Source organism: Bradyrhizobium sp. PRIMUS42, assembly GCF_023006515.1.
In the GTDB taxonomy this organism is placed as follows: domain Bacteria; phylum Pseudomonadota; class Alphaproteobacteria; order Rhizobiales; family Xanthobacteraceae; genus Bradyrhizobium.
Map to the genome: position 1 here is coordinate 1 of NZ_JALBGZ010000608.1, position 3,812 is coordinate 3,812.

Below are 3,812 nucleotides of genomic sequence, written 5' to 3' on the forward strand. Positions count from 1 at the left end.
CACGGCATTCGAGCACACCGACCCGCGCCATCCGCTGCTGCTGCGCGCTGCCGCCCACGCTGGAGGCAACGAGGCTGGCGGCTGCGAGCCCGGCGAAGATGAACGAACGGCGCATGAAATATCTCCGGCGATGATGTGGTGCGAGCAGAGAGCGCTCCACCCGCGTTGCGTGTCTATGCCACAAGAGCCGTGGCCGTGCCAGATCGTGCACGGGGATTAGCGTGCAAACAACGAAAAGGCCCGCCGGAGGCGGGCCTTTTCGGAGATGTCGTAGGGTGGGCAAAGCGAAGCGTGCCCACGCATTTTTTGCGATCGAGAGAGACGGTGGGCACAGCGCAAGTGCGCCTTTGCCCACCCTACGATTCCAGACTCGCGGAGAGAACTCCCATCCCACAAGAGCGGGAAGAAGACACCGCTTGTCGCGACAGCCTTACCGCAGATTGCCGCAGAAGCGCTGGATGCGCTTGCAGGCGTCTTCGAGATCCGAGGTCTTGGTCGCGTAGGAGATGCGGAACGCCGGGCCGAGGCCGAAGGCCGAACCCTGCACCACCGCGACGCCTTCAGTCTCAAGCAGCTCGGTGACGAAGTCCTCGTCATTGCCGATCACCTTGCCCGACGGCGCGGTCTTGCCGATCGTGCCGGCGCAGGACGGATAGACGTAGAAGGCGCCCTCGGGACGCGGGCATTCGATCCCCTTGGCCTGGTTGAGCATGGAGACGACGAGGTCGCGCCGCTCCTTGAACACCTTGTTGTTGGCGGGGATGAAGTCCTGCGGACCGTTCAGAGCTTCCACCGCGGCCCATTGCGCGATCGAGGACGGGTTCGAAGTCGACTGCGACTGGATGGTCGCCATCGCCTTGATCAGCTGCGCGGGGCCGCCGGCATAGCCGATGCGCCAGCCGGTCATGCAATAGGCCTTCGACACGCCGTTCACGGTGAGCGTGCGGTCGTAGAGCTTCGGCTCGACCTGCGCGACAGTGGTGAACTGGAAGTCGTCATAGACGAGGTGCTCGTACATGTCGTCGGTCATCACCCAGACGTGGGGATGCTTCACCAGCACGTCGGTGAGCGCCTTCAGTTCCGAACGCGTGTAGGCAGCTCCCGTCGGGTTCGACGGCGAGCACAGGATCACCCATTTGGTCTTCGGCGTGATCGCGCGCTCGAGGGCTTCGGCCTGGAGCTTGAAACCAGTCGCGGCGGTGCAGACCACCGGCACCGGCTCGCCGCCGGCGAGCGCCACCATTTCAGGATAGCTGACCCAGTACGGCGCGGGAATGATCACCTCGTCGCCCGGATTGATGGTGGCCATTAGCGCGTTGTACAGCACCTGCTTGCCGCCGGTGCCGACGATGATCTGGTTCGGCTTGTAGGTGACGCCGTTCTCGCGCTGAAACTTGGCGATGATCGCGTCCTTCAGCTCGGGAATGCCGTCGACTGCGGTGTACTTGGTCTTGCCGGCCTCGATGGCGTGGATCGCCGCCAGCTTGATGTTGGCGGGCGTGTCGAAGTCGGGCTCGCCGGCGCCAAGGCCGATGACGTTGCGGCCAGCCGCTTTCAGCGCGCGTGCTTTATCCGTGACCGCGATGGTCGCGGACGGCTTCACACGGTCGAGCGCAGCGGCAAGGAAGGACATCGTCATCTCCTGACAAGCGTCGTGAAACCTTTCGTCTCACGACTCCGATTGTGGGAATGTGTCCACCCTAAAACGTGAGCCGCTGCATCGCAAGAAACTTCGGCCCGATCCCGGAAAAACTTACGGGTGGGACGCGTTTCGAGGCACGATGTCCCGCAATTTTCCGCAACTTTGCCTCCGGATTTGCTCATATCCGGCAAGGCGTGTCCTCGGAGCAATTTTGCGTGTTTGGTGCTGCGACGAAAACCGCTCGCCGTCATGCCTGGGCTTGCCCCGCCTGCGCGGCCGAAGCCGCTTCGGCGAGGCGAAGGCCCGCGCATCCACGTTCTTCGTGCCGTGTGGCAACACGTGGATGGCCGGGACCGCCCGGCCATGACGATGCTGAGGCATTGGACTTGTCCCCGATAGTCTACGATGCCCTACCCGCTTCACGATCCCGCAGAGCAAAGCCACGACGCGCTGACGCAAGCGTGATCTGATTTGCAGCGTCGCGCGAAAATGATCTTCTGCACCGTTGCAGTGCGGTAGGGTTTTCGAGTTTTTCTATTGGCCGGCCCTTGCGGCGGATTCGCATCGGCATCATTGTTTAGCCGCGTCGCGGGGTCACGAGCGCCGCGTATTCCCGTCCTAGGATTCGAACTTCCCGGAATGTACAAGCTCTATTCGATGCAACGCTCGGGCAACAGCTACAAGGTCCGCCTTGCGCTGGCACTGCTCAACCTGCCTTACGAAGCGATCGAGGTGGACATTCTGCGCGGCGAGAGCCGCACGCCGGACTTCCTGACCAAGAACCCGTCGGGACAGGTGCCGCTGCTCGAGGTCGGCAACGACCGCTATCTCGCCGAATCCAATGCCATCCTCTGGTACGTCGCCGTCGGCACTCCGCTTGCGCCCGAGAACCGCATCGACCGTGCCGAGGCGCTGCAATGGATGTTCTTCGAGCAGCACGCGCTCGAACCGAACATCGGCGCCGCCTATTTCTGGCTGTCGCTGGTCAAGGGCGGCCGCGACCTCCAGACCCATTCGCTGGAAGATTGGATGGAGCGCGGCTATGGCGCGCTCCAGGTGATGGAGAACCACCTCAAGACCAACGCCTATTTCGCCGCGCGCCAGCTCACGGTCGCCGACATCGCGCTGTACGGCTACACCCACCTGGCCGACCGCTGCGACTTCGACCTCCAGGCCTTCCCTGCGATCCGGGACTGGCTGAAGCGGGTGGAAGCCGCTCCCGGCTTCGTGTCGATGGACTGGCGGCCGGCCGACATCGACGATCCCGCCAGCATCGCCGCCAGCGCCTGACGTCGCCCGCCCTGCTCTGCGGAAATAGCGGGTATAAAGGTAATATTTGCCGCAATCTGGCCATTTTCATCGCGAGAGCCGCCGCAATATTGCCGGTTGAAACTGGGAAATTGTAGAAAGTCGCGGGTGATTCGCTCGCGCGTTGAGGGATTTAGACCATGATACGGGCGTCCGGCACGGCAGGCTTTCACGGCCATCCCGATACCGTCGCGTCTTCCCGACTGACCAACGCGGTCGCGGCCTCGCTCGCCGTCGCCGCGCTCTCGCTGTGCCTGATCGTCACCCTGACGGTGCTGTCGACCAAGGCGACCATGGCGATGGGCCTGCCGGTCTGACTCCCGTTTCATCCTGGTCCAGCCTTCAAGGCGCTGCATGCCCCGCGCCCACCGGCATCGCAACAGGACGTCGATGAAATCACCTGTGGTAGTCGTTGCAATCACACTGACCGCGGCGATCCTGGTCGCGGCGTCGCTGCTGATTGTCGTCGGCACCCGCAAGGGCCCGGGGCCGTCGACGCTGAACGCGCCTGCGCAGCAACAGCGCGTCAAGCACACGCACCTCGTTTAAAATCATCCGAAAGCCTTACACTTGCAAGCAAGCGCGCCTTAGGCACACCGCACGAAAACACATCGCAATGGCGCAACCATCAGTCAGAGTTGCGGTTTTACCTCGTTCGGGAGGAGCGAGACTGGTCCATGCGGTTCGGATGGCGTGCGATCTCCGGTCCGGTGTTGACGGCAGCAACCCTGCTGCTGGCGATGCTCCTCGATCGCTTTATCCCCACTCCCTCGCCCGCGCCGTTGCTCGTCGGCATCGTGGCGCTTGCCGGCGCGCTGTCGGGTCTCGCCTCCGCCATCACCAGCGCAGCCGTCGCGGTGAT

At 63.3% G+C, this 3,812-nt stretch carries 4 protein-coding genes and 1 pseudogene; 4 read left to right on the forward strand and 1 reads right to left on the reverse strand.

Annotated elements, in window-relative coordinates; genetic code table 11:
- Positions 1–430: 430 nt before the first annotated feature.
- Complete coding sequence (locus MOV75_RS30305; RefSeq protein ID WP_063203616.1) at positions 431–1,633, reverse strand: pyridoxal phosphate-dependent aminotransferase; 1,203 nt, start codon at positions 1,631–1,633, stop codon at positions 431–433.
- Between the two features lie 648 nt (positions 1,634–2,281).
- Here MOV75_RS30305 and MOV75_RS30310 point away from each other — a divergent pair.
- From MOV75_RS30310 to MOV75_RS30325, 4 genes and pseudogenes are all read left to right on the forward strand, one after another.
- Entirely contained in the window at positions 2,282–2,932 is a 651-nt protein-coding gene (locus tag MOV75_RS30310) for a glutathione S-transferase family protein (protein ID WP_246927478.1), read from the forward strand.
- 158 nt (positions 2,933–3,090) lie between these two features.
- Positions 3,091–3,267: a hypothetical protein gene (locus MOV75_RS30315; protein WP_246927481.1), complete on the forward strand. Its 177-nt coding sequence runs from the start codon at positions 3,091–3,093 to the stop codon at positions 3,265–3,267.
- Positions 3,268–3,340: 73 nt separating this feature from the next.
- Complete coding sequence (locus MOV75_RS30320; protein ID WP_246927483.1) at positions 3,341–3,499, forward strand: hypothetical protein; 159 nt, start codon at positions 3,341–3,343, stop codon at positions 3,497–3,499.
- 128 nt (positions 3,500–3,627) lie between these two features.
- Positions 3,628–3,812, forward strand: a pseudogene (locus tag MOV75_RS30325) (hypothetical protein); the annotation flags it as partial.